The 25,289-nt window shown below is 59.1% G+C and carries 23 protein-coding genes and 1 rRNA gene; 10 read left to right on the top strand and 14 right to left on the bottom strand.

All coding sequences use genetic code 11. The features are described 5' to 3' along the window. Positions 1 to 30: 30 nt before the first annotated feature. Complete coding sequence (locus PMI25_RS26535; RefSeq protein WP_007969050.1) at positions 31 to 903, bottom strand: helix-turn-helix domain-containing protein; 873 nt, start codon at positions 901 to 903, stop codon at positions 31 to 33. Between the two features lie 461 nt (positions 904 to 1,364). Here PMI25_RS26535 and PMI25_RS26530 point away from each other — a divergent pair, with 461 nt between their 5' ends. After that, positions 1,365 to 1,727, top strand: a complete 363-nt coding sequence (locus tag PMI25_RS26530) for a DUF6124 family protein (protein WP_007969049.1) — start codon at positions 1,365 to 1,367, stop codon at positions 1,725 to 1,727. A gap of 311 nt (positions 1,728 to 2,038) precedes the next feature. Here PMI25_RS26530 and PMI25_RS26525 read toward each other — a convergent pair whose 3' ends face one another. Genes PMI25_RS26525 through PMI25_RS26500 form a run of 6 tightly spaced genes read right to left on the bottom strand, consistent with a single transcriptional unit; the run spans position 2,039 to position 7,818 of the window. Beyond that, positions 2,039 to 2,551 (bottom strand): GNAT family N-acetyltransferase, encoded by a 513-nt coding sequence (locus PMI25_RS26525; RefSeq protein ID WP_007969048.1) that lies wholly within the window; start codon positions 2,549 to 2,551, stop codon positions 2,039 to 2,041. Between the two features lie 10 nt (positions 2,552 to 2,561). Next, a complete protein-coding gene (locus PMI25_RS26520) occupies positions 2,562 to 3,824 on the bottom strand; it encodes a polysaccharide biosynthesis C-terminal domain-containing protein (protein ID WP_007969047.1) in 1,263 nt (420 codons plus the stop codon). Beyond that, positions 3,814 to 5,763 carry a nitroreductase family protein gene (locus PMI25_RS27740; RefSeq protein ID WP_007969045.1) on the bottom strand — a complete coding sequence of 650 codons (1,950 nt, stop codon included), beginning with the start codon at positions 5,761 to 5,763 and terminating at the stop codon, positions 3,814 to 3,816. The genes PMI25_RS26520 and PMI25_RS27740 overlap by 11 nt, the downstream gene beginning before the upstream one ends. Further along, positions 5,760 to 6,611: a hypothetical protein gene (locus tag PMI25_RS26510; RefSeq protein ID WP_007969043.1), complete on the bottom strand. Its 852-nt coding sequence runs from the start codon at positions 6,609 to 6,611 to the stop codon at positions 5,760 to 5,762. Before PMI25_RS26510 ends, PMI25_RS27740 begins: the two co-directional genes overlap by 4 nt. A 14-nt stretch (positions 6,612 to 6,625) precedes the next feature. Further along, entirely contained in the window at positions 6,626 to 7,306 is a 681-nt protein-coding gene (locus tag PMI25_RS26505; RefSeq protein WP_007969042.1) for a hypothetical protein, read from the bottom strand. A gap of 41 nt (positions 7,307 to 7,347) precedes the next feature. Beyond that, the gene (locus PMI25_RS26500) at positions 7,348 to 7,818 is read right to left on the bottom strand and encodes a hypothetical protein (RefSeq protein ID WP_007969041.1); all 471 of its coding nucleotides are present in this window, start codon (positions 7,816 to 7,818) and stop codon (positions 7,348 to 7,350) included. A gap of 542 nt (positions 7,819 to 8,360) precedes the next feature. Here PMI25_RS26500 and PMI25_RS26495 point away from each other — a divergent pair. Beyond that, positions 8,361 to 9,332 (top strand): AraC family transcriptional regulator, encoded by a 972-nt coding sequence (locus tag PMI25_RS26495; RefSeq protein ID WP_045122202.1) that lies wholly within the window; start codon positions 8,361 to 8,363, stop codon positions 9,330 to 9,332. A gap of 363 nt (positions 9,333 to 9,695) precedes the next feature. On the opposite strand, the gene PMI25_RS26490 is transcribed toward PMI25_RS26495, so the two are convergent. Beyond that, complete coding sequence (locus PMI25_RS26490) at positions 9,696 to 11,615, bottom strand: tyrosine-protein phosphatase (protein WP_007969039.1); 1,920 nt, start codon at positions 11,613 to 11,615, stop codon at positions 9,696 to 9,698. A 378-nt stretch (positions 11,616 to 11,993) separates the two neighbouring features. Between PMI25_RS26490 and PMI25_RS26485 the strand changes: the two genes are divergently transcribed. Continuing rightward, positions 11,994 to 12,470 (top strand): hypothetical protein, encoded by a 477-nt coding sequence (locus tag PMI25_RS26485; protein ID WP_007969037.1) that lies wholly within the window; start codon positions 11,994 to 11,996, stop codon positions 12,468 to 12,470. A 57-nt stretch (positions 12,471 to 12,527) separates the two neighbouring features. Further along, entirely contained in the window at positions 12,528 to 13,049 is a 522-nt protein-coding gene (locus PMI25_RS26480; protein WP_007969036.1) for an AAA family ATPase, read from the top strand. Positions 13,050 to 13,170: 121 nt separating this feature from the next. On the opposite strand, the gene PMI25_RS26475 is transcribed toward PMI25_RS26480, so the two are convergent. Both PMI25_RS26475 and PMI25_RS26470 read right to left on the bottom strand, forming a co-directional pair. Next, a complete protein-coding gene (locus PMI25_RS26475; RefSeq protein ID WP_007969035.1) occupies positions 13,171 to 14,094 on the bottom strand; it encodes an NADP-dependent oxidoreductase in 924 nt (307 codons plus the stop codon). A gap of 36 nt (positions 14,095 to 14,130) precedes the next feature. Beyond that, the gene (locus PMI25_RS26470) at positions 14,131 to 14,568 is read right to left on the bottom strand and encodes a DoxX family protein (RefSeq protein ID WP_007969034.1); all 438 of its coding nucleotides are present in this window, start codon (positions 14,566 to 14,568) and stop codon (positions 14,131 to 14,133) included. 178 nt (positions 14,569 to 14,746) lie between these two features. Between PMI25_RS26470 and PMI25_RS26465 the strand changes: the two genes are divergently transcribed. Beyond that, the gene (locus tag PMI25_RS26465) at positions 14,747 to 15,655 is read left to right on the top strand and encodes a LysR family transcriptional regulator (protein WP_007969033.1); all 909 of its coding nucleotides are present in this window, start codon (positions 14,747 to 14,749) and stop codon (positions 15,653 to 15,655) included. 75 nt (positions 15,656 to 15,730) lie between these two features. On the opposite strand, the gene PMI25_RS26460 is transcribed toward PMI25_RS26465, so the two are convergent. Next, entirely contained in the window at positions 15,731 to 16,228 is a 498-nt protein-coding gene (locus PMI25_RS26460) for an AAA family ATPase (protein WP_007969032.1), read from the bottom strand. Positions 16,229 to 16,316: 88 nt separating this feature from the next. Here PMI25_RS26460 and PMI25_RS26455 point away from each other — a divergent pair, with 88 nt between their 5' ends. Beyond that, entirely contained in the window at positions 16,317 to 16,598 is a 282-nt protein-coding gene (locus PMI25_RS26455) for a hypothetical protein (protein WP_045122201.1), read from the top strand. 233 nt (positions 16,599 to 16,831) lie between these two features. Here PMI25_RS26455 and PMI25_RS26450 read toward each other — a convergent pair whose 3' ends face one another. Then, complete coding sequence (locus PMI25_RS26450) at positions 16,832 to 19,036, bottom strand: OsmC domain/YcaO domain-containing protein (RefSeq protein WP_007969026.1); 2,205 nt, start codon at positions 19,034 to 19,036, stop codon at positions 16,832 to 16,834. Positions 19,037 to 19,275: 239 nt separating this feature from the next. On the opposite strand from PMI25_RS26450, the gene proP reads away from it, so the two are divergent. Continuing rightward, positions 19,276 to 20,778, top strand: coding sequence for a glycine betaine/L-proline transporter ProP (gene proP / locus PMI25_RS26445; protein WP_007969025.1), 1,503 nt, complete (start codon positions 19,276 to 19,278; stop codon positions 20,776 to 20,778). Between the two features lie 48 nt (positions 20,779 to 20,826). On the opposite strand, the gene PMI25_RS26440 is transcribed toward proP, so the two are convergent. Beyond that, the gene (locus tag PMI25_RS26440) at positions 20,827 to 21,693 is read right to left on the bottom strand and encodes a LysR substrate-binding domain-containing protein (RefSeq protein ID WP_007969023.1); all 867 of its coding nucleotides are present in this window, start codon (positions 21,691 to 21,693) and stop codon (positions 20,827 to 20,829) included. Between the two features lie 99 nt (positions 21,694 to 21,792). Here PMI25_RS26440 and PMI25_RS26435 point away from each other — a divergent pair, with 99 nt between their 5' ends. From PMI25_RS26435 to PMI25_RS26425, 3 genes are all read left to right on the top strand, one after another. Beyond that, entirely contained in the window at positions 21,793 to 22,734 is a 942-nt protein-coding gene (locus PMI25_RS26435) for a DMT family transporter (RefSeq protein ID WP_007969016.1), read from the top strand. Between the two features lie 52 nt (positions 22,735 to 22,786). Continuing rightward, positions 22,787 to 24,049, top strand: coding sequence for an MFS transporter (locus PMI25_RS26430; protein WP_007969014.1), 1,263 nt, complete (start codon positions 22,787 to 22,789; stop codon positions 24,047 to 24,049). Between the two features lie 90 nt (positions 24,050 to 24,139). Continuing rightward, positions 24,140 to 25,069 carry an alpha/beta hydrolase gene (locus PMI25_RS26425; RefSeq protein WP_081755244.1) on the top strand — a complete coding sequence of 310 codons (930 nt, stop codon included), beginning with the start codon at positions 24,140 to 24,142 and terminating at the stop codon, positions 25,067 to 25,069. Between the two features lie 82 nt (positions 25,070 to 25,151). On the opposite strand, the gene rrf is transcribed toward PMI25_RS26425, so the two are convergent. After that, positions 25,152 to 25,267 (bottom strand): 5S ribosomal RNA (rrf, locus tag PMI25_RS26420). Positions 25,268 to 25,289: the final 22 nt, after the last annotated feature.

The raw sequence follows: 25,289 nt of genomic DNA, 5'->3' as shown, positions 1-25,289 counted from the left end.
TACGATTGTGGCGTTGTAGCGGCGCGCCGCTTACTGAAAGTGATAACCGTGCTGACGCCGAAACTCCGAAGGCGTCAGCCCCTTCAGCGCCTTGAACTGGCGATTGAACAGCGCCAGCGACGAATAACCCACTTCCTCGGCAATCAGCGAAACCGTCGAATGCCCCTGCATCAACAGCGCACAGGCATGTCCGACTCTTAGCCGTACGATGTAGTCCAGCGCCGTGCAGCGCGTATGACGGCGGAACATCCGATGGAACGCCGACACGCTGACGCACGCCATCTCGGCCAACGCGGGAATGCTGATCGCCTGGGCGTAGTGTCCATGCACGTAATCCAGAACCCGATGGATGCGCGGGTCTTCAACAATCTGACTGCCAACCTGCGAGTCCGGCGCCGACAGGATTCGCCTGGCATCGACGTCCCGCGTCAGTTTGTTCAACACCACCAGCAACGCGATCAACCGCTCGGACGGCTCCTGCTCGACCATCGCCTCGATCAGCGGGCGAATCTCCCGCGACGCCGCCGCACTGAAACTCAACGCCTGTCGCCCCGCCGCGAGCAATTGCCGCAGCGCCCCCATCTCCGAAAACAGCGCCACCAACGACTCCGCCCACGCCGCCGAAAACCAGATCACCAACGCCACATGCGGTTGCCCGGCATCGACCCGCTCCGCCGACGACCAGCTATGTGGCACATTCGGCCCGACCAGAATCAGATCGCCGTCATCGTATGGCGCGACATCATTGCCGATGTAGCGATGGCCACGGCTGTTCAACGTCAGCGTCAGCTCGTACTCGGGATGGTGATGCCATTCAAACGGAATCGCTTGCGGCAGGCGCCGGTTCAGCAGCGTCCACGAGGCAGTGGCTTCGGTGGGGATCTTTTCGAAACTGGGCTTCATGGTGAACGATTCTGCTCTGTGGTGTGGGTGGCACGCCACGATCGTATCACCCCGATCGAAATGCTCAAGCCGCGCATCGGTCAGTTGCCCGCTCGTGTTTAAGGTTCTGTCAGAGCCGTTTAAAGACACCCAGTGTTACGTCATCCCAGGCTACAACGCCTTGCGCCATTGCCTACGACTACGCCAGAATCCGCCGGCTTGTGCGCCCAGGGTGCGGGTTCTATCGTGGGTCGGTCGCTGAAAAGCAGCGATCGGGTTTGGTAGCCCGGTTTCACACATGGCGCAAAACGTCACCTTACGCAGATGCCTTCTGGCGCCTGTGTTTTATGGTGGCCATGCGCAGGGCGCTTTCGAGCGCGCCGGTTTTTCCATGTGTGCCGGTCTACCAACCTTCGTAATGGCCACCACCCTCGTTTGGTAGCGAATGTGATGGTTCCCTTAGCCACATATGGAGCGTCACTATGTTCAAGGTCACACCAAACCCACCCGAAACCGAAACGGTCTCCCCCTACGAATCCCCCGATTCCCGAAAACTCAGCGAAGCCGCCGAACGCGCCCTCGACCACTACCTGAACCCCGCCAGCCATATCATGGCCACGCCCTACACACCCAACGCCATGTTCCTCGCCAACCCCAAAATCGCCACCGAGGAATTGCTGGCGAACGCCAGTGAATCACTGGGTTCAGCGACGGTGATGTTGGGCGATGTGGCCGCGCTGGTGGAAGGGCCGATTCGCAAGACGCTGCTGGGCATTGCGCAGGTGGTGATGCTGGGGGAGCTGGCGGTGAATCAGGCGTTGGATAATGTTGTGCCGACGGCGTAGCGAACGCTCCCTCCTTGGCGCTCTATTGTGAGGATCAAGGAGGGAGCTGTAAGAAATCGGCATGCATTGATTCGTCACAAACCAGCGATCCGGTGGGCTGAGAACAATCCTGTGGACATCAAACGGCCGTTTTCCGCCTTCGCGACAGGCCCCTGGCACCGTGTGTTCCTTTTTGATTTCCACATTTTCAATGCCGTGTTGCGCAATGGTTTAACGAAACTCTTCGTCAATTCGTTTTTTGTTGCCGCGTTGGTACGTCAATTGTGCACGGCACATCCGCAACGCGTTATCCGAACAGCTCCAGCAATGCGTCAGGCAATGACTCTCTGCAGTTTCAACTCAACCAGTTCAGCCCCGCCGCGCTCGATGAGCTGGGTCTTGACGGGGTCTTTGCGAAAGCCGGACTGGCGGTAAAAAATCACGGCCGATTCATTTCTTTCCAAGACCCAGAGCACAATCCTTGATCTTCCGGCGCTCTGCTGCTGCACCGTTGTATGGCCGAGTAACTGACGGCCGATGCCTTTACCTGTGTGTTGCGGTGCAATATAGAACGCATGTATTTCGGCGATGTTCGGGTTGCTCGGATCTTCGCGATCGGGCCCGGTCGCGATCCAGCCCAAGACGTCCCCTGCGTCATCGGTCCAGACTTGTATGTCCAGTTCTGCGCTGGCGATCTGGCGTTCCCAGTGAGCCAGCCGCGACTCGACCGTGATCCGCTCAAGATAGGCCTCGGGAATGATGTCGCGGTAGGTACTCTTCCAGGACGCCCAGTGAATCCGGGCGATCTGAACGGCGTCCTCGGGGGTGGCACGGCGGATGCTCATTTCGTGTCTCCTAGACGATGTGCAACTGACGGGCCCTGAGGTACTGGGCGACGTTTGCGAGCGCGATGACAGCGGCAGTGGAAACAGCTGCCCCCAGCACGCCGAACTCAGGGACCAGCCACAGGTTACCGGCGATATTCAACACGACTGCGATCATCATGCTGCTGGCGAAGAACGCAATCTCGCCTTTCATGTAAAGCGAAGTGGCCACGGGGCCAGTCGCTGCATTCACCAGTTGAGCGACGGCGAGAATAATCAGGCATCCGGCCAGATCCGGGTCGCTCGTGTTTCCAGCCAGGGCGCCGATAATTCCGCCCGGGAACAGGGACACGATCAGGAAGAACGGCAGTGACCAGATCAATACACGTTTCTGCACGCTGCGGAAGGTAATGCGCGCGGCCCTGTAATCATTGTTCTGATAGTGCTTGACGATGACTGGCGCATAGATTGCGTTTCCAGCCGAGATTGCCATGGTCATCACTGCCACGACCACACTGATGATCCCGTAGACGGCGATCACCCCTTCTGTGACGTAGTGGCCCATGATGATGATGTCGGTGTTCAGCAGCACGACGTTCGACAGGCCTGCGGACATCAGCCACCAGTTGTGTGAGCGCTTTTCCGCTGGTGGTGCCTGATTAGCGTCGAGCCCCGGGCCGGTAGCCGTAGTGGCGATCCCCGCCAGCACGGCCAGGCCGATCAGCGCTGACAGGCTGTAAATGACGAACAGGCTGTCAACGCTGTCCAGTGTGCCGGCGAGTATGAAACACAGGATGGTCAGTAGAGGCAGGACGATTCCCAGTGCATATTGCTCGACGACGACCTTGCCGAGCCCGTCAAGTACCGCCTTTGCCAAGGCTGCCAGCGATCGCAGAAAGATCAGCAAGGGCAAAAAGGCAAAGTGGTACGCCGGTTCTTTCAGAACGCCGAGCAAAATCAGCACATAAAGCACCGCCCCAGTCAGGACTGTGATGACACATGCATCGCCGACAGATTTTCGCAGTGCCCGCAACGCTGTTGCTCGATGCCCGTTGGCGAAAATTTTGGTCAGCAGGACCGGCCAGCCGAAAGTGGTAAAGATGATGCAGATGGAGATGACCGCATTGGCCGACGTGATGTGTCCAAAATAGTCGGCACCGACGCGCCTGATCATGTAGGCGCCGAAGAGCAGCGACATCGCCAGCGTAGCGAACTGCACAAGTGTCGAGTGGTTGATGTTTCTCAGCAGACGCCGCTGATCGCTGTAGGCCAAAGATCCATTTTCAGTCTTCACGTTTGACAGCTCCTGCCCCGTGCCCGATGGCTGCGAAGTAATTGATAGTATGCAGCGAGTCGAGCTGGCTGATCGTCGCGGCCTCGCCATCGTTTGATGCAGGGGTCACGAATATACCCAACCCCAGCAATGCACACTGGATGCAAAGTTTCTGCGCGGCGATACCCAGTACCATCAGGGCGTTGAAATAACCTTCTGCAGTCAGATCCCGTACCGAGATGGAAAGCCAAAGCACGTTCGATGCCTGAATGATCGGGCTTTGACCGATGACCGCACTTTCCAGCGCCGCGGCGGCAACCGACGCCTGGGCAACGAAACTCGCTGACGCCTTATTCCACTTTTCCCCCTCGAAATGACCGTAGGCATGCCTTTTCAGATGAAACAGCTCCAGCGAGGCGTGGCTCTGCAGCAGTTCCAGGCAAGGCGCCAGTACTTGGCTCAAGTGCTCTGCCGAAATAGTGTCAGCGGTAAAGGATCGGGTGGTTTTTCGATGGCGCGAAAGCGCCCGCCAGAGGGTGCCAGGGTGTTCAGGTCTGGGTGGTGCGAGAAGCGTGAGGTTTTGTTGGCTTGATGCGTGAATCTTGGTCGACCGGTATTCCAGGTAGAGCAAGAGGTTTTGGTACCAGCCGTGAGCGATCCAGTGAGCGGCCTCGGCATAGAGCGCCTTGACGCGTTCCTGCTCGAGCAGCAGTCCCGACTCGACAAGGACTCTGATCAACTCGTCTGGAACGCCAAGACTGGCGCTGATAGCGCCCGGCGTCGAGGGACGGTCACCGCGTCGGGATACCTGGGCATAGCTCAATATGCGCAGCATATCGTCACTCAGCGTGAGGCGCGTGCTTTGCGGGTAGGCAATCGTGCCGGTCAGCTCCGCCCCCGTGAACGATCCCCACAGAAAAGGATTGGTCCGGTATTCGGTATCTCGCTCTACGCGCGGCACCTTTTGAGGGGCACAAGACGTCGGTGGCTCGATCCCGACAGCCGATCCGTCGCCGGCCCCTCGACAGATGTCCAGGGCACACAGCGCGATGTCCTGAAGGTCCAGGACCTGCAGAACGGCTTGTGGGATATCCCGCCCCTTCAGCGTCCAGCCAAATGCTACGCTCAGTTGGTTGAGCGTTTCCACGCAGTGCCCGGCATCCAGAAGTACGGCACGAAAACTTCTGCTTTCACGGTAGCGCCACATTGGTCGCTCTACGTGAGCGGTAATGATGAGCGCTAACTGCTCGCTATCGTCGGCCGACCGATAAGGGCCTTTCCAAAACAATTGATTGGAAGGTGCGTCGAAATAATAGAGCCCGTCCGCGATGTCACGCTTGCCATACACCATCACCCACGCTTCGGTCGGATGGCGTGCGCCGCCCGAGGGGCTGGCCTTGCGCAGCCAAGGCCCGAAATCTCCACCCTCGATTTGACCTACAGCGAGGAACGTACCCGACAGAATATTGCTGAGTAATTGCAGCTCGTCTTCTACCTCATCGAGGTCCATTCGGGGCGGTGCAAGCAAGAAGGTTTCAGAACGCTGGTCGCGTTGCGTATAGACCGATGGCGGCGTCTGGATCTTGCCATATTCGGCCATTTGTTCTCGATCTTTCCTGAAGCGCTCTACCGAGGCGTAGTTATGGAAGCGGTAGTCGTGGACAAACTCATGGTAATGATCGAGAAACCATCGGCCCTCAGTGCGTATCCGGCGGTGCTGGTCTTGGGTAAGCAGCCCCTTCTCCACCAGGTTTGCAACGTCCGCCGGATCCACGCCGGACGGCGTACCTGCACGCTTCAGAATCTGCAGCAGTCTGGGGTAAACATCTTTGCCGACGGCCCCGTAAAGTGCAGTGGTATCCGGGTTTATGACCGTCCAGCGGCTATTGCCCTGGCTGTTCGGGGAAACCAGTTTGGTCTGCAGTATGTAAAGCGAGGGATTAGTAAAAAACGCAGTCATGCGAACATCCTGTTGACGCTGCTGAAAATGGTTTCGCGGGTCAGTGCAAAGCTTTCATAACCACCATGATGTATCTGACTCAGTTGCACGTTGGCCGCCAATGCTTTCGCGCACGACAAGGCAGCACTGGGCGAACTGCCGAATTGCAACTGATGCCTGAGCAATATCTGGGTCGCAATCTTCGGGTCGCTGATCGGCTGAACGTGGGGTATCGACAGCCCCTGAATGTGCACGAGTTCGAAAGCCAGTCGCGGGGTCGCGACACTGGCCGTGACCAGCCACGGGTTGTCGGCATAGCGCAGTACGCTTTTGCGCGCGACGCGCTGTTCATCGATTTCATAACCATGCGGTTGGCGCAACAAGGCCTGAATACTCAGGTCATGAGCGTCAATCACACAGGTTTCATCGGTGAGCAATGACCAGCCCTGCTCCTTGCACAAGGCCAGCGAGTTGGTGCTTTTACCTGCCCCCTTGTTGCCAAGCAGGATGATTGCGCCGTACCGGGGGACTTCGACAGCCGCCGCATGGAAAGCGAAGTAACGACCGTCAATCACGTCCAGGTTGAATGGAACGAGCGGCGGCGCAGTACTGGACCATGCCGAGAACGATGTCGCCCCTTCGCGGATGGAAACCTCCGTCAAGGCGTGATCCGACGAGGGAGCCGTGCGCGTCAGATAGCGCCTTCTCTCCGGGCTCAGCCATGGAATACGAATGTCGTACTTAGGCTTGACCCGAGCGTCGACGACGACGTGCTTTTCCAGCACATCGAGAAGAAAGGCGTACATTTCGGCGCTGTCGGTGAGCAGTCGATAATGTTCGTTGAACAGCTTATAAATAATGCCTTGCATGAGGATCGCCCGAATCAGCCTTCGATGAGTTTGAACTGTCGTTCAACATGTGCGGCGCTGGCATAGGCCAACGTCAAATTCATTCTCATACCCTCAGGGCGAGAGTTATCGAAGTTCGGCGAATGGGTTTTATGATAGTGACTGGAATCAAACAGCACAGCCCGATTGCATCGATAGGGGATAACCACTTTTCTTCGCGTACGTGTATTAACATAGTCTTCGGACTCCTTTCCCGCCGCCAAATATATATTGGCACCCTGTCCAGGGTCGCGCCGCACGTCATATAACAAAAGCCCGCCCGTTACCGGATCAAGATTGTAATGCTCCGGCGTCAACCAATACGTCAGTGTGAGCTGGCCAAAGTCGGCGTGTACATTGCCGTCGGTATTGAGCGAATATAACAGCGCCCAATAATCTATAAGTTCGACATCTTCAAGCGCATCCTGTCTTATTTGCGCAGTTATTCCGTTAACCAAAGAGATAATCAGGTCGCTTTTAGGACGAGCGTTGTGCAGATGCTTTGATAACGGATTTTTCTGACGCCACATCTGATTTGCCAAAAGCTCTGCGTGCAGTGCCTTGCAGACTTCATCTTCGAGAAAATCATCAATGACTAAATAGCGAATATCATCTGACGGATTCAGGGCAAGTTTTTTTTTGAAAGGGAAAACCGTTCCATTGCTGCGGGCATCCATTCTGCTGAATGGCCCGGGCACAACGCGCCGGGCCCGATTGACTAGTGAGCGTACTGCTCGCTCTGTGCCGGCAGCGAGCAGATCTTGCGACTGGACGTACCCGCGTCGCAGACCTCTCCGCTCTGCAACATCGCCTGTTGAACAGGTGAAAGGTCTTCGAGGAATTCGTTGCCGGAAGGAATGACGAAGGAAATACCGTAACCACCGTAATCGTTTGGCTGCTGCACCCGGAATAACTGAAGTTGCTCATAGCTGAGCAGAAAGGACTTGTTTACAGAAAGTACCTGAACAATAACACTAGGAGTTTTACTACCGCTGGCGTTGAATGCTGGCGTCGTTTCGATGAACTCGTCATCAGGAACGACAAACGTCACAACTCCGTCACTTATGCTTTTCAGGCTGGCCGGTGTAAGTTCAAACTCTTTGAGTTCATCGCTGCTGATGACATAAGCATGCCCCGCCAGCGGATCCTGAATAAGTACGCTAGGGACTTCCTGATAATTGAATGACATTTTTCCGTTGTCTCCATTTCCTGGGTTTGAAAGCAATTGAAATATCACTTAGTTCATTCATGACTGTCAACGGCGCGACTTAAATCATTTTCAGCTGCCAGCCTGTATTTTCGTTATAACCAATAGCCTCGGGCGTCATTCGCACAAAGATCGGGAATTTCTGCGCACCCGACAAGTAACTAGTCAGTACAAGCTCAGCAGTGCAGCAGGATGAACAGTGCGATAGCGGGTGGTACAACTCAGGCGTGTTCCTGACTCGTTGAACTGTAAGGTGTGGTATTAGAACGGCAATGCCTCATTTCCGCACGAAGCCGTTGCACCAACAGGAATCTCATCACAGCTAACAACGACGTTCGTTATCGGAACTTACGTCTGGTGGCATTTCACGCTCTGAAGCAATAATGTCCACTGATGCCGGAAAGCGGACTGGACTCCAGCGACTCAATTTCCCGTCACAAACCTGTCACCCCCAACCTGCTAACCTCCCCTCCGTCTTCCTGATTTCCTCACCCAAGAGCCCCCAACCCAAGGTGCCCCCCAAGGTGTCCCCAACCCCACCCCGCCCAAAAATCATCCTCCGCTCCGAAAACCTCCACTCCGATGACTTCGGCGCCCTCTTCTCCCGACTCTTCGGCAATCGCTACGCCGACACCCCGCCAATCCCCTCCAGCATCATCATCGGCGGCGTCTACGGCAGACACGACGGCGTCAGTTTCCGGCGCATGCATTATCACGGCGATTTCACCGTCACCTTTCCCGACCCGCAGGACGAGATCACGTTCGTGATTCCCACGGCGGGCAAGATTGTGTTCAACCACCGAACCGAGTCCGTCGGCATGGTCCAGGTGGGGTTGGCGATTGATAAGGCGGATATTCGTTCGATGCGGTTTCTCGACAATCACGCGCAGCACGGGATTTCGGTTAATCGTGGGCAACTGACGGAGCGGTTGGCGGCGTTGTTGGGGCGGCCGGTTGTGCAGAAGATTGTGTTTGAGCCGGTGGTGGATCTGCACACGGCGGCATTTGGCGGGATCAAGGCGTTGATTGATCTGGCGACGGGGACGGAGTTTGATCTGTTGCTCAACAGCGGCACGCTGATGCCGTCGCGGTTGCGCGAGATGTTGATTGATGCGGTGCTGGAGGCGTGGCCGCACAATTTTACCGAGGCGTTGCGCCAGCCGGTGCCGAGGGTGGCGCCGCGGCATGTGAAGTTGGCGATGGAGTTTATTCAGGCCCATCCGGAGCAACTGGTGAGTGGCGTGGAGCTGGCACGGTTGAGCAATGTCAGTCAGCGTGCATTGCAGGAGGGGTTTCGGCGGTTTGTCGGGATGTCGATTGTCGCGTATCAGCGTCAGGTGCGGCTGGAGCGGGCTTTCGAGGCGCTGGGACAGCGGCATTCGGCGTCGGTGACGGAGGTGGCGCTGCGCTTTGGCTTCAGTAATGTCGGGCGGTTTTGTCAGTATTTTCAGCAGGCGTATGGGGTCAGTCCGGCGCAATTGAGGGGGCGGGGTTGATTGGTTTATAGGCAAGAGTGCTGGTGGGTCAGTTGATGGTGATGTTGGCTGACATGACACCTTCGCGAGCAAGCTCGCTCCCACAGGGTTAATTGGTGGACTCAAGACTGGCGCTGGTCGGTGACACGGCTGATGTGCTGGACTCAGGATTGGCGGCTGGTCGGGATCTGAATGTGGGAGCGAGCTTGCTCGCGAATGCGGTGGATCAGGCGAGTTGATGGTGACTGACATGGCCTCTTCGCGAGCAAGCCCGCTGCCACAGGAATATGCAGTGGACTCAGGATTGGCGATAGGCCGTTCCAACGGGTTTGGTGGGACTTTTTGCATTCTGGTCATCCTTGACCTTGCGCGGTTGTCCTTGCTTCAGAACGCGTAACTGGCCTTCAGGCTGCCACTGAAACCATGGCTGTCACCGCCGCCGCTGGCGCCGACTTCTGCGCCGAGGCTGACGGCGCCGAGGCTGGCCATCAGGTTGACGCCGCCGCTGAACTGGTCGCGGTTGTCGAAGGCGGCGCGTTGTTCGATGTCGAGGCCCAGCAGGTGGCCGTTGCTGTTGACGTCGTTGTTGCCCAACGTGCGTTCGTAGCCGACTTGCACACCCGGCACCAGTTGCCAGGCGCCCATCGCCACTGGGGCGAACGCCACGTTGAGGTTGGCGACGGCGCTGCGGCGGGTGGCGGTGTTGTCGTCGACGTCGAGTGCCAGTTCGCTGCCCTTCTCTTGGAAGCCTTTGAGATCGAGGTGGCTGACGCGCACGCCGAGACTTGGTTCGAAGATCATGCCGTCGACCGGTACACGGTAACCCAGCGCCAGCGTCGCGCCGGTGAGGTTGCCGTGGGTGTCGCCCTTGGCAGTGCCGAGGCCGCCGCCCAGTTCGCGTTTGCTGTCGTAATCGACGTAGCCGGCGCTGGCGTTGGCGTCGACGAACAAGCCGCGTTCCAGGCTGGTGAAGCCGTAGCGGGCGCCTAGGTTGAAGAAGGTGAAATCGGTATCGGCCTCGCCACCCGCGCCGCCGACGGTGCCTTTGCTGTAGCCGAAGCCGCCGCGCGCGCTGAGTTGTTCGGAGAAGCGCTGGGTGACGCCGACCATCAGGCCCTGGCTATGTTCGTTGCTGCTCTCGGCGTGGGACGAGCCGTCGGTGCCGAGGTAGCCGGCCAGCGCGGTGGTCCACAAACGGTATTGGCCGACTTTCAGATCGGAGCCGCTGGCATAGGGCGCGGCGGCTTGCTCGATCATTGCGTTCTGGCGCAGCAGGTAACTGGCGGCGTCGGCGTGAACCTGGCCGCCAACCTGGGATTCGACACCGCCGAGGGTGCCGGCGTCGATCGCCGATTGCAGGTAATAGTTGTAGGCGCTGTAGGTGCCGGACAGGCTGGTGTTCTGCAATTGGCGGAGTAATTCGGCACCCGCAGCAGCGTTGCCGATCAACCCCGCCTGCCCCGGCAGGCTGTTGTATTCGACCAGTTTGCCGCGCAGCACGTAGATGGTTTCCTGCGACAGGCCGAGGCCTTGTTTGAGGTAGTTGTCCATGCTGCCGTATTCCGCGGTGACCTCATCCAGACCGGCCTGCAAGTAGCTGGCCTGCACGCCGAGCAGCGGCGCGTAGATCGAGGCCATGCTTGGCGGCATTGCTTTAAGAGTCGCGGCGACGCGGGCGGCGGTGTAGTCGTTGGTCGCCAGGTAGTTGGCCATGATGGTCGCGTTATCGACCCCGGCGATGCTCTGCAGCACGGCGGTGGTCCAGCCGGTACGGTCCTTGCCGGCGGTGCAATGGAACAGTTGCGCGCCGTCGGTGGTAGCCAGTTCGTTGAACAGCTTGCCGAACTGACCGCGCATCCCCGCATCGCTGACGAAGGCGCGGTTGGTCTGTTCCATCATGGCGATGGCGTCGGCCGCGCTTTTGAACGACACGGTGGTGATGTTCGCGCCCGAGGTGGTGCTGCCGATGATGTCGATGTTCTGGTAGATCGCACCGCTCAGCAGCGTGTCCGGTGTGCCGGCGATTTCGCTCGGCGTGCGCAGGTCGTAGACGGCTTTGATGCCGAGGCTGTTGAGGGTCGCCAGATCCGCTGCCGACGGCGTGATCGCGTTGGAGCGGTAAAACACCCCGCTACGCATGGTGCCGTCGTGGGCGGTGGAATACGCAGTGGTCAGGCCGGCGACATCACGGAAGTTGTCGATGCTTTGCAGGCGCGGCGTGTCGAGCGCGACAGGCTCGGCGGCGTGGGCAGCGGCGATGGACAGGCTCAGAACGGACAGCGAACACACAAGACGTTGAAACACAGTGCAGCCTCATTGGAATTAGCGTTGGGCTGGCTACTATCTGCAGTCAACTGATACCAAATATGACAGAACGACTGCGCACGCAAATGCCTGCGCGATTGGGCCGTGGGCTGCGTTTTTTGTCCGTCAGGGATCAGTTTATTTCGCAAATTCCGGGAGCAACAGATAACCCTGTGGGAGCTGGCTTGCCAGCGATGGCGGTGGATCAGTCGGGAAGGATGGAGACTGACACGGCCCCATCGCTGGCAAGCCAGCTCCCACAGTTGTTTGTGTTGGCCACAGGAATGATGTCTGCCGGTGATGAATGTGGAGTTTTTGGTTGAAGGCGATTCCGTCCATAATCCCTCCCCCCAAATGGACTGAAACAGGAAATGGGAAATGGACACCGCTCAATGGCTCGGTTTGTTCGAGCGCGCCTTTCAAGGCATGGAGAAGAATCTTGAGCAAGTGCTGCAACTCAACAGTTGCCGCGAGCATTGGATTCAAGCCCAGATCAGTCTGCAAGCCTGGTTCGAAGATGAGATCGAGATCTGGACGGATCTGCCGATAGGCGACCGACGCAAGGCAGACCTGTACTCATTGGACGACAACGGCGCCCCGAGGATGGTCGCCGAAATCAAATGCCTGGGCGATGTCTCGCAGGCCAAGTGCCTGGAAGGCGATTGGTCGGTGCGGGCCGATGTTGATCGGTTGGGCTCTTTCGAGTGCCCTACCCGCCTGTTCGTCCTGGTCATCGCCAAAGGCGAGCGCGAAACCAATACCGGGCGCCGTCTTCGCGAAGATGAGTGGGTGGATGGCCGGACATGCGTCCCTGTGGATCTGCAATTTGCCCTGGTTCGGATGTGGGCGCTGTAAGTCAGGTCTTCATCCACTTCTGAACGCGACATGGGCCACTGCGAAGAAGGACTGCCAATGCTAATTGTCTTCAGCGGCCTGCCGGGAACCGGCAAGACCACCATCGCCAGATCACTCGCGATCCGGCTGGATGCGACCTGTCTGCGGATCGACACGATCGAACAAGCCATCCGCAACGCCGGGGTTCTGGCCGAGGATGTCGGTACCAGCGGTTACCGGGTTGCCAACGAGCTGGCCGCGAACAACCTGCGTCCTGGCCACAGTGTCGTGGTTGATTGTGTGAACCCTGTCGAGGAAAGCCGGCAAGCGTGGGCCAACATCGCGGCTCGCTCGGGTGTGCCGTTGCTCAACATCGAAGTGATTTGCTCGGATCGACGTGAGCATCGTCGTCGGGTTGAGCAGCGGCAATCAGACATCATGGGGCTGACGCCACCGAGTTGGTTTTCTGTTGTGAATCACGAATATGAGGCCTGGACGCAGCCGATTCTGTGTCTCGACACCGCGAATGTCAGCGTGGATCAGGCGGTGGAGATCGTCGTGCGCCAACTGACTGATCAACACCCGAGCGTTTTGCCCTGATGCGGGCAAAGTGCCGATTTTGCTGATGGCGTGCTGAGGTCGGGTCGACCATTTGACCCGACTTCAGTATTTGCCCGATGAAGAGCAAGCAGGTCTCTAAGGTGCAATCGTGAGCGGCGAACTACTTCGTAGGATCGAGGACCAACCGGCCGTGACCACGGCGGCTCAGGCTTTTCTCGAGCGCACGTTGCGCCTCACTCAGCGGGAACACTTCGACGTCGACCGTGAGGTGGCCGCGATCGAACAGTTCGGCGATCAACGACAACTGCGCACCGTCGGAGCGGGTGGCGAAGTTGATCGGGGTTACGCCGTAGTCATTGGCCAACGTGATGCTCGGCGCGCTGACCGGTGAGATCAATAAGCCTCCGCGTTTCAACACGCGGAACGAACGGTTCTGGGTGTCACCGCCCACCAGATCGAGCACCACGTCGACTTCAGATACCAGCTCATCGAACGCCTGCGTGGTGTAGTCGATAACGTAGTCAGCACCGAGTTGCTTGAGGTACGCATGATTACTGGCCGAGGCGGTGGCGATGACTTCGGCGCCCAGGTACTTGGCAATCTGCACCGCCATGCTGCCCACGCCACCGGCGGCGGCGTGAATCAGCACTTTCTGCCGCCGCTGCACGCCAGCATGCTCGGTCAACGCTTGCCACGCGGTGAGCGCGGTGGCCGGAACGGCACCAGCCTGCAAGGCGCTGAGGGATTGCGGTTTCAGCGCCAGTTTGCTCACCGGGGCCACGGCTTTGCTCGCATAGCCACCGACGATGTTGATGAAGCCGAACACTTCATCACCGAGCTTGAGTTGGGTCACACCGGGGCCAGTGGCGATTACTTTGCCGGACACTTCAACGCCCGGGGTGAATGGCAGTGGCAGCGGAATGAACGCTTTCATCGCGCCGGACAGCACCTTCCAGTCGATCGGGTTGACCCCTGCCCCGGCGACCTCGATCAACACTTCACCTTCGCCGGCCACAGGGTCGGCGATGTCCTCCAGTTGCAACACTTCGGGGTTGCCGTATTCATACACGCGGATGGCTTTCATGAGAGACCTCGATCGATTGGAGTGGGTAGCGCGTGATCAGTGACGACGAGCGTCAAGGCTGAAACGACCGGCGCCGAACGCGACCACTTGCAGAAGGCCACCGGCCATGGCGATGTTCTTGAAAAAGTGGATGAACTGATTCTGATCGCCCAAGGCGTTGTGGAACGCCAGCGCAGTGACCACGCTGAACACGGCCAGCACAGCGGCGACGGCTCGGGTGCGGTAGCCGGCGATCAGTGCCAGGCCGCCACCGATTTCTACGATGATTGCCAGCGCCAGCGCCACTTGCGGCAGTGGCAGACCGACCGAGCCGATGTAGCCGATCATCATCGCCGGCGCCGCCAGTTTGGAAAAACCGGAGAGGATGAAGATCGCGCTGAGCAGAATGCGGCCGATCAACGAGGCCGAGGACTGGGTGACGTCATTGCGGGTTTGTTCAGTAGCGGTTGGAGCAATGTTTGCGGTAGTGGTCATGACGGTATTTCCTTCAAAGGTGCGGCGATCCGAGATGAATCGTCCAAGTGAGGAAATGGTGCGCCTGGCCCGCTAATCTGAATAGCCGACTAATTTCGATCATTACGTTCTAGAAAATAGACAAGCTGACGCAGCTCAGCGACGATGCCAGTTCGCTGATGATGACGAGGTAACAGCCATGATTTCTGACCCGGGCACGCCGACGCTGGATCAACTGCGGGTGTTTCTGACGGTGGTGGAATTGGGCAGTTTCGCCGCCGCCGCGAGGAAGCTGCACCGCGCAACGTCGGTGATCAGCTATTCGATGGCCAACTTGGAATTGCAGCTGGGGGTAACGCTGTTCGATCGCCAGACCACGCGCAAACCACAACTCACCGAGGCCGGCCGCACCGTACTGGCCGAGGCGCGCACCATCGCCAACGGCGTGCATGGCTTGCGCGCCAAGGTCAAAGGCCTGTTGCAGGGGCTGGAAGCCGAGGTGCATGTGGTGCTGGACGTGATGCTGCCGCCGCAGCGGGTGGTGGATGCGTTGAAGTCGTTTCGCGAGGCGTTTCCCACCGTCGCTCTGCATTTGCACATGGAGGCGCTGGGGGCGGTGACTGAGCGAGTGATCAATCGTGGCGCGATCATTGGCGTCAGTGGGCCAATGAATGAAGGCATCGATGCGATCGAGCGTATCGGTGCCGGCAATGTCGAGTTGATTCCGGTGGCGGCACCGAATCATCCGTTGGCTTCGGGTGAAGCGAACACACCGGGCGCCGGGCGTGAACTGACGCAATTGGTGTTGTCCGATCGCTCGCAACTGACCAAGGATCGCGACTTCGCCGTCCTCAGCAACCGCACCTGGCGCCTGGCGGATCTGGGTGCCAAACACATGCTGCTGCGCGAAGGGATTGGCTGGGGGAACATGCCGTTGCCGATGGTCGAGGAAGATTTGCAGTCCGGCCGACTGGTACAGCTGAACCTGCCGGAGTACCAAAGCGGCATCTACCCGTTCGACGTCATCTACCGCACCGACCTGCCACCGGGACCGGCGGCACGGTGGTTGATCGAGCGGTTTGTGCAGCAGAGTGTGCGGGGTGCCTGACATGGCCCCATCGCGAGCAGGCTCACTCCTACAGGGTCATGCAGCAGGTCGGCAGACTGAGATCATTGGTGGGAACTAGCCCTGTTGCCGATTGCGGTGCATGACGATCTCCAGCCCCTCGCCCACGTCCGGCACCTGAAAGTGGCGCGTGATCAAATCAAACTCCGCATCCGACGCCGCAAATTCATGCTCCGCCAGCGCGTTGCGTGCATGCAGCCGGACGCGGCAGGTGTCGTCATCCACTTCGAGATAGTGCAGGCAGTGCGGCACTCGCGCGCTATCTGCCAGCCCTCGCAGCCACTGCCGATCCGCCACAGTATTGGCCGGAAAATCCAGCACCACACTCACCCCGGCCGCGAGCACATCGATCACCAACGGCCCCAGCACCCCGCGAATCTGCCGCGCACATCGAACGTAATCCGCCACGGATTTGATCTGCTCCGGATACAGTCGCGACAGCCACTGATCCTCACTGAGCAACAGCGCGCCGTGCTCCTCAGCCAGTGATTGGGCCAGTGTCGATTTGCCCGAGGCGATCTTGCCGCACATCAGGTGTAGTGTGGGTGCACGCATTGGGGACGCTTCCTTATGTCGATTGCTGGATAATGCCCAACGCCTGACAGACAGGCAATCAATGCGCTTGACCCAACGGGGAACCGTGATGACTGCAACAAACGTACGCCAATGCACCTCATGGCTGCTGCTCAGCCTGCTCGCCACCACTCTTGGGCTAACGGCCGGCTGTTCGAGCAAGCGCTACGCCACCAACGGCTCGAACTGCTACGCCAAAGCCGTGCCCACTTCCGGCGAAGGGGGGCTGGCCTGGGGCGATACCTTGAGCATGGCGCGCAAAAAGTCGATGAATAACTGCATGCGTTATGCGAGCCGCTCCGGAGGCACGCCGAACACCTGTCAGGTGGTGCAGGCGCAGTGCAAGCGCTGAGGGAGCCAACCTGCTGGCGAATGCGATCTGTCAGCCAGGACGATGGCGACTGATACGCGCTCTTCGCGAGCCGGCTCGCTTCCACATGAGGTTGTGTCACCAGAATACTTATTTGTGGCGAGGGGATTCATCCCCGATGGACTGCGCAGCAGGCCCGCTTCTTTATTGGTTGAAGAAGCCGGGCTCGCTTTGCACGCCATCGGGGATGAATCCCCTCACTACAGGCTTACCGATCAGCGATTCAAACCCGCCGCATTGGCCCGCGCCGCGTGCAGCTTCTTGTAGCTGTCGATTAGACGCAGGTGACGATCCAGCCCTTCGAGTTTCATGCTGGTCGGTGTCAGACCGTAGAAACGCACACTGCCGTTGACCGAGCCGATCGCCGCGTCCATGCGCTCGTCACCGAACATGCGGCGGAAGTTGGCCTCGTAGTCGGCCAGTTCCAGATCCTCGTCCAGCTCCATTTCCAGGCATACGTTCACCGCTTGGTAGAACAAGCCGCGCTCGACGGTGTTGTCGTTGTATTGCAGGAAGGCTTCGACCAGATCCTTGGCCTGTTCGAATTTCTGCAGGGCGAGGTAGATCAGCAGGCGCAGTTCCAGAATCGTCAGTTTGCCCCACGGCGTGTTGTCGTCGAACTCGATGCCGATCAGCGTGGTGATATCGGTGTAATCATCCAGCTCGCTGTTTTCCAGGCCTTGAGCGAGATTGCGCAGGCCGACCTTGCTCAGGCTGTGCAGATTGAGGATGTCGGCGCGGAATTGCAGGGCCTTGTTGGTGTTGTCCCAGATCAGGTCGTCCACCGGATAGATTTCCGAGTAGTCCGGCACCAGAATCCGGCAGGCGTTGGCGCCGAGGTCGTCGTAGACCGCCATGTAGGCTTCTTTGCCCATGTCCTCGAGGATGCCGAACAGGGTTGCGGCTTCTTCGGCGTTGGAGTTTTCGCCCTGACCCGAGAAGTCCCACTCGACGAATTCGAAATCAGCCTTGGCACTGAAGAAGCGCCACGACACCACACCGCTGGAGTCGATGAAGTGCTCGACGAAGTTGTTCGGTTCGGTCACTGCCTGGCCGGAGAATGTCGGTTGCGGCAGATCGTTCAAGCCTTCGAAACTGCGGCCTTGCAGCAGTTCGGTCAGGCTGCGTTCCAGCGCTACCTCCAAGCTCGGGTGCGCGCCGAACGAGGCGAACACGCCGCCAGTGCGCGGGTTCATCAGGGTCACACACATCACCGGGAATTCACCGCCCAGCGACGCGTCCTTGACCAGCACCGGGAAGCCCTGCTCTTCCAGGCCTTTGATCCCGGCAAGAATGCTCGGGTACTTCTCCAGCACCTCCTGCGGCACGTCGGGCAAGGCCATTTCGCCTTCGAGGATTTCGCGTTTGACCGCGCGCTCGAAGATCTCCGACAGGCACTGCACCTGGGCTTCGGCCAAGGTGTTGCCGGCGCTCATGCCGTTGCTCAGGAACAGGTTTTCGATCAGGTTCGACGGGAAGTACACCACCTCGCCATCCGACTGGCGCACAAACGGCAGCGAGCAGATGCCACGCTGGGTGTTGCCGGAGTTGGTGTCGAACAGGTGCGAACCTTTGAGCTCGCCGTCGCGGTTGTAAATGTCCAGGCAGTACTGGTCGAGAATCTCTGCCGGCAGTTCGTCTTTCGGGCCCGGTTTGAACCAGCGCTCATTCGGGTAATGCACGAACTCGGCGGTGGCGATGTCCTCGCCCCAGAACTGGTCGTTGTAGAAGAAGTTGCAATTCAGGCGCTCGATGAACTCGCCCAATGCCGAGGCCAGCGCGCCCTCTTTGGTCGCGCCTTTACCATTGGTGAAACACATCGGCGAATGCGCATCGCGGATGTGCAACGACCAGACGTTAGGCACGATGTTGCGCCACGAAGCGATTTCGATCTTCATCCCCAGATCGGCGAGGATCCCCGACATGTTGGCGATGGTCTGCTCCAGCGGCAGATCCTTACCGGCAATGTAGGTGCCGGCCTCGGAAGTCGAGTGTGGCATCAGCAGCGCTTGCGCATCGGCGTCGAGGTTCTCGACCTCCTCGATCACGAACTCGGGGCCGGTCTGCACAACCTTCTTCACCGTGCAGCGATCAATCGAACGCAGGATGCCCAGACGATCCTTCTCGGAAATGTCCGCCGGCAATTCGACCTGGATCTTGAAGATCTGGTTGTAGCGGTTTTCCGGGTCGACGATGTTGTTCTGCGACAGGCGAATATTCTCGGTCGGGATGTTGCGCGTTTCGCAGTACAGCTTCACGAAGTAAGCCGCGCACAAGGCCGACGACGCCAGGAAGTAGTCGAACGGCCCCGGTGCCGAGCCATCGCCCTTGTAGCGAATGGGCTGATCGGCGATCACCGTGAAGTCGTCGAACTTGGCTTCAAGTCGAAGGTTGTCGAGAAAGTTGACCTTGATTTCCATGCGGGTTTACCAGAGAGCAAAAACGAATTGGCGGCCATTATCCGGGTTTTCAGCCTGACGTCTTGTGCTTTTGCGTAATCGCCGCCGGGTGGGAGCCGCTGCTTGCGCGGTGCATCAGCACGGGCAAACGACAAAAATGCCCTGAGCAGTGAATTTTTTCGTGTCTTCTTGTATCTGACGGAAAGAACCCATGCCAGCAAAACAATGGCATCGAATCCGTTCAGCTATGAGTGACCCGCATGAAATCAAGGAAAAACAAGGTCAATCCCATCGGATTGAAAGACATCACGATTGTCGACGATGCCAAGATGCGCAAGGCGATCACCGCCGCCGCCCTGGGCAACGCCATGGAATGGTTCGACTTCGGGGTGTACGGCTTCGTCGCCTATGCACTGGGCAAGATCTTCTTCCCCGGCGCCGACCCTGGCGTGCAGATGATTGCAGCGCTGGCGACCTTCTCGGTGCCGTTCCTGATCCGTCCGCTGGGCGGGCTGTTCTTCGGTGCACTGGGCGACAAGTACGGGCGACAGAAAGTGCTGGCCGCGACCATCGTGATCATGTCGCTGAGTACCTTCGCCATCGGCCTGATACCGTCTTACGAGTCGATCGGCATCTGGGCGCCGATCCTGTTGTTGCTAGCGAAAATGGCCCAGGGTTTCTCGGTCGGCGGTGAGTACACCGGCGCCTCAATCTTCGTCGCCGAATACGCGCCCGATCGCAAACGTGGTTTCCTCGGCAGTTGGCTGGACTTCGGCTCGATTGCCGGCTTCGTCCTAGGCGCCGGTGTGGTGGTGCTGATCTCGGCGATCATCGGCGAAGAGAAATTCCTCGAATGGGGCTGGCGCCTGCCGTTCTTCCTCGCCCTGCCGCTGGGCATGATCGGCCTTTATCTGCGGCATGCGCTGGAAGAAACCCCGGCGTTTCAACAGCATGTCGAGAAACTCGAAGAAGGCGACCGTGAAGGTCTGGCCGGCGGCCCGAAGGTCTCGTTCAAGGAAGTCGCGACTAAACACTGGCGCAGCCTGATGACCTGTATCGGTGTGGTGGCGGTGACCAACGTCACCTATTACATGCTGCTGACCTACATGCCGAGCTACCTGTCGCACAACCTGCACTACAGCGAAAACCGTGGCGTGCTGATCATCATCGCGATCATGGTCGGCATGCTGTTCGTGCAGCCGGCTATTGGATTTATCAGCGACAAGATCGGCCGCAAGCCTTTCATTGTGATCGGCAGCATCGGCCTGTTCCTGCTGGCGATTCCGGCGTTCATGCTGATCAACAGCGGCAAGATCGGTCTGATCTTCTCCGGCCTGCTGATCCTCGCGGTATTGCTCAACTTCTTCATCGGCGTCATGGCTTCGACCCTGCCGGCGATGTTCCCCACACACATCCGCTACAGTGCACTGGCCGCGGCTTTCAACGTCTCGGTGCTGATCGCCGGCCTTACCCCGACTGCCGTGGCCTGGCTGGTAGAAAGCACCAACAACCTGTACATGCCGGCCTACTACCTGATGGTGATTGCCGTGGTCGGCCTGATCACCGGCGTGACCATGAAAGAGACCGCCAACAAACCGCTGCGCGGTGCCGCGCCGGCGGCGTCGGACCTTGAGGAAGCGAAGGAACTGCTCAAGGAACACCACGACAACATCGAGCAGAAAATCGAAGACATCGACGCCGAAATCGCCGAGCTGGAAGCCAAGCGCAAGGAGTTGGTGCAGCAGCATCCGCGCATCAACTGATGTAATGACTGACGGCGGCCCTGCCCGGGGCTGCCGTCGATCAACGCGTCACAATACGAAGCCGTCACCGATCAAGCGCACCAGAACCTCCCCCGCCTCACTCAATTCACCCGGTGCCTGCATCAGGCGCAACTCGTGCAACGGCAACTCGGGTAATCCCTCTTCACTGCTCAGCACCCGCATGCCGGGGCGCACTTGCGCGCGATCAACAATGCCCACCGCCAGACTGGCCTCGATGGCTGTTTCCAGCGCGCTCGCTCCGGCGCTGACAATCACTGCGCGCCACCGCCGCCCCTGCTCGCTCAATGCATCCACGGCAACGCTGCGATACGGGCACCCCTTACCGTGCAAGGCCAGCGGTACCGGCCGGGTAAGATCCTGCGTGTAGTTGTGCGCGGCGACCCACACTGGCTGGGTCAGGCCCAGCATCCTTACGCAACGCGTCGATGGCGGCGCATCGGCGACGACCACCAGCAACGCCAGATCCAGCTGCCCGCGCTCCAGACGCGCACTCAAACGGCCACTGGCACCCGTTTCGACTTCCAGTTCGATGTGCGGAAAATTTGCCGACAGGTGCGGCAACGTACAGCCCAGTACCGCGCCGGCATACTCCTCGGAAATCCCCAGGCGAACCCGCCCGCTGGCCAGCGGCGTGCTGAAACTCGCCAGCAATTGATCGTGGTGGCGCAGCAATTCGGCGCTCTGCAGGGCAAAGCGTCGACCCAGTGGAGTGAGGTTGACCGTCTGGTTATCGCGCTCCAGCAAGCGCCCGCCCGCCAGCGCTTCCAGACGCCGCACATGCAGGCTGACCGCTGACGGGCTCTTGTTGAGGAAACTCGCGGCGGCGAGAAATTGCCCGAAGCGCACGATCGCCTGAAAGGTGCGCAACAGTTCGATATCAAGGGCTTCGGCCATGCTTGAGAATTCCTGCATCAGTGGTGCGGATCGTATCGTTTGTGTGCATCAGCGGTTGATTCATATCATCGAACTCAGCCCCCTGTCAGGTGCCACTCGATGAACGTCATATCGATTCGATTTTCACTGCTGAATTTTTGCTTGCTGATGGCGATGGTGGTCAGCTGGAGTTCCGGATTCATCGGTTATCGCTACATCGCCGATCAGGGCAGCGTGTATCTGGCCTCGTTGTGGCGATTTGTGCTGGCGGGGTTGCTGTTGTTGCCCTTCGCCTGGGCTGGCTTGCGTGGTTTGCGCGGAAAAGATGTGCTGCACCAGGCACTGCTTGGGCTGTTCGCAATGGGTGGCTACATCGGACCGATTGCCGCCTCGATTCAACTTGGCGTCACGCCGGGAACCGCGTCACTGTTTGCCAATCTGTTGCCGCTGACGATTGTGCTGCTGGCCGGCAGCGTCCCGGGCCAGCGCACGCGCGGCTGGCAATGGCTGGGGCTGGCGCTGTGCGTGATCGGCATGCTGCTGGCCAGCGCCGCGAGTGTCGAATGGGCCAATGCGACGCTGTGGGTCTACAGCTTGCCATTGCTGGCGGTGCTGTCGCTGGCGGCTGCCACCTTGTTTGAAAAAGCCCGCGCCGGCGTGGCAATGCCGGTCACTACAGCGCTGTTCATTCAGGTGTGTGCCGTGGTGCCGCTGTTTGCGTTGCTGGCCGGTGTCGAGGGTGAATTGTGCCCGCCCATCAGTACGGATTTCGCCAGTGGCGTGCTGTGGCTGGTGATTTTCTCGACCTTCGGCGGCTATGGGTTTTACTGGCTTTGCCTGCAGCGTTTCAGCATGCAACGCATCAGTTGCGCACTGTTTCTGACGCCACCCGTGACGCTGCTGTGGGCGTGGCTGCAGTTCGACGATCCGCTGAGTGTCAGCGCCCTGTTCGGTATTGGCTTGACCCTTTTCGGGTTGCCATTGCTCGGGAGAACGTCGAGCGATTCGAGCCTCGCGCCTGCACCCTGCACGAAACTAAATCCGCAGGCGACAAGTCACTGACTTAGCGGAGGTTGAGGCATTTCGCCAAACCTCGTTTATTGAAGATGCCAGCGTGGTCACTCATAACGATCGTCGCAACAACCTCTCGCTGGACAGCCTGAATTTCTTCCTCGCCGATGTGCGCGACGGACTCGGGCCGTATCTGGCGATTTATCTGTTGGCGGTTCACCACTGGGAGCCGGCCAGCATCGGGGTGGTGATGACCCTGGCCGGCATCGCCGCCCTTGTCACCCAGACACCCGCCGGCGCCCTGGTCGACAACACCCGTAGTAAGCGGGCAGCGATCGCAGTTGCCGCGCTGCTGGTAACCGGCAGTTGCGTGGTGTTGCCGTTCGTTACCTCCTTCAGCCTGGTGGCGATCACCCAAGCGCTGAGCGCCGCGGCAGCGTCGGTGTTCGCCCCGGCCATTTCGGCGATCACCCTCGGCATCACCGGCCCACGAGCCTTCACCCAACGCACCGGACGCAACGAAACCTTCAACCACGCCGGCAACGCCTGCGCGGCGCTGCTGGCCGGTGGTTTCGCCTACCTGTTCGGGCCGGTGGCGGTGTTCTATCTGATGGCGGTCATGGCGCTGTGCAGTGTAATCGCCGTGAGCTTCGTCGATGCCAACGCGATCAACCATGATCTGGCACGGGGACTGGACCCCAGCGACGCCGCACATGCCAAGGCACCTTCGGGATTCGCGGTGCTGCTGACCAACAAGGCGCTGCTGATGTTCGCCATCTGCTGTGCCCTCTTCCACTTGGCCAACGCGGCGATGCTGCCATTGGTGAGCCAGAAACTGGCGCAGGTCAACTTGCAGATGGCGACGCCGTTGACCTCGGCCTGCATTGTCGCCGCGCAACTGGTCATGGTGCCGGTCGCCTTGCTGGTCGGGGCCAAAGCCGATGTGTGGGGACGCAAGCCGCTGCTGCTCGCAGGCTTCCTGATTCTGCCGTTGCGTGGCGTGCTCTACACCTTGTCTGCTGATCCTTACTGGCTGGTTGCGGTGCAAATGCTCGACGGCGTCGGTGCGGGGATTTTCGGTGCACTGTTCCCGGTGGTAGTGAAAGACCTGACGCAGGGCACCGGCCACTTCAACATCAGCCTCGGCGCCCTCTCGACGGTATTCGGCCTGGGCGCGGCATTGAGCAGTAGTGTCGCGGGCATTGTGTTGCAGGAGGCCGGTTACAACGCGGCTTTTCTGACCCTGGCGGTGATTGCCGGGGTGGCGTTTATGCTGTTGTGGTTGGCGGTGCCGGAAACATTGCAGCGCGTGGGGAATGATGCACATGTTCCTGACCGCGCGGCGCCCTTCACCTCTCCGCCGTAACGGCATGTATCTTTAAGGGGGGATTGCTGATGAGGGAGAAAGGATTTGGCTGATAACACGCTTGAATTCAGCGAAAGTGATCTGGCGCAGATGCAGCGCTTCAACCGCAAACTCGCCTGGCTGCCGCGGTTTCGCATCCGCAATCGGCTGACTCCGCGTTTGATCCAGGCATTGCTGCGCTTCAGTCAGATTGTCGGCACGGACAAACCGCTCAAATATGACCTGCTTGCGCAAAACACTGTGGTCTATTCGCAAGGTACTTCAGTGCCCGTCCGAATCATCCGACCGCAAGGGAAGGCTCAAGGTGTGGTGCTGGATTACCACGGTGGCGGCTGGGTGATCGGCAATGCGCAGATGAACGACGACCTCAATATCGCCATGGTCAAGGCATGCAACGTGGCAGTGGTATCGGTTGACTATCGATTGGCAATCAATACGCCTATTGAGGATCTCATGCAGGATTGTCTGTGCGCCGCACGCTGGCTGCTCAGCGACGATTGCACGGAGTTCGTCGGCCTGCCGGTGATCGTTGTCGGCGAATCGGCGGGCGCGCACCTGGCCGTCGCCACGCTGTTGTCGCTCAAGCAATCAGCCGATTTGCTGCAGCGGGTCAGCGGCGCCCTGCTTTATTACGGCGTCTACGATCTCGCGGGCACCCCGAGCGTGCACTCAGCCGCTGCTGAAACGCTGGTGTTAGACGGCCCGGGCATGGCCGAGGCATTGGGCCTGCTGACTCCGGGCTTGAGCGATGATGAGCGCCGGCGGGCGCCACTGTCTCCGCTGTACGGCGACTTGAGCGGATTGCCACCGGCGTTGATGTTCACCGGTGAACTGGATCCGCTACGCGATGACACGCTGGAACTGGCTCAGCGCTGGCAACAATCAGCACCTGCTGAAGTACATCTATTGCCCTCGTCCGCCCATGGCTTTATCCATTTTCCGACCATCATGGCTAGCCGTGTTCTGGCCTACAGCCGGGCGTGGCTTTCGCGTCAGATCGAGGCAAAAACAAGCAGTTAGTGCCTGAGTTGGCATGCAAAGCACTTTCCTGCGGGCAAAACAAAACCCCAACTGCTTTCGCAATTGGGGTTTCGGAATTTAATCTTGACGATGACCTACTCTCACATGGGGAAACCCCACACTACCATCGGCGATGCATCGTTTCACTTCTGAGTTCGGGATGGGATCAGGTGGTTCCAACGCTCTATGGTCGTCAAGAAATTCGGGTACTGACTCGCGG

The organism is Pseudomonas sp. GM30 (assembly GCF_000282275.2).
Classification (GTDB): Bacteria; Pseudomonadota; Gammaproteobacteria; order Pseudomonadales; family Pseudomonadaceae; genus Aquipseudomonas.
The sequence above is the reverse complement of the archived record's forward strand: the minus strand, read 5'-3'. Positions and strand labels throughout refer to the sequence as shown.